The organism is Mycobacterium sp. UM_Kg27 (assembly GCF_000972905.1).
In the GTDB taxonomy this organism is placed as follows: Bacteria; Actinomycetota; Actinomycetes; order Mycobacteriales; family Mycobacteriaceae; genus Mycobacterium.
Genome location: NZ_JRMM01000355.1, coordinates 1 through 304 on the forward strand (window position 1 = coordinate 1; position 304 = coordinate 304).

1 protein-coding gene is annotated in these 304 nt (G+C 70.7%); it reads left to right on the forward strand.

The genetic code is table 11. The features are described 5' to 3' along the window. Positions 1-122: 122 nt before the first annotated feature. Positions 123-304: hypothetical protein (locus tag LI94_RS25180; protein ID WP_192831027.1), on the forward strand; the 182-nt coding region annotated here is incomplete at its 3' end.

Sequence of the window (304 nt, forward strand, 5' to 3'; positions counted from 1 at the left end):
GTGTATAAGAGACAGGTGGTGCCGGTGGTATCGGCCAGGGCAGTACGCAGGCGGCCAGCGGCGCGGCCGGAACCAACGGTTCCGGTGGTGATGGCGGCGCCGGCGGTAACGGCGGCAACGGCGTGCTCTTGCCCGGTGATGGCGCACAAGACGGTGGCGCCGGCGGTAAGGGTGGCGCGGCCGGAGCGATCGGTACCGGTGGTGCCGGCGGTAACGGTGGCGCGGGCACGGCCGGTGTCAACGGCATCACCGACGGCCTCGGCGACGGCACTTCCGGCACCGCGGGCTGTCTCTTATACACATC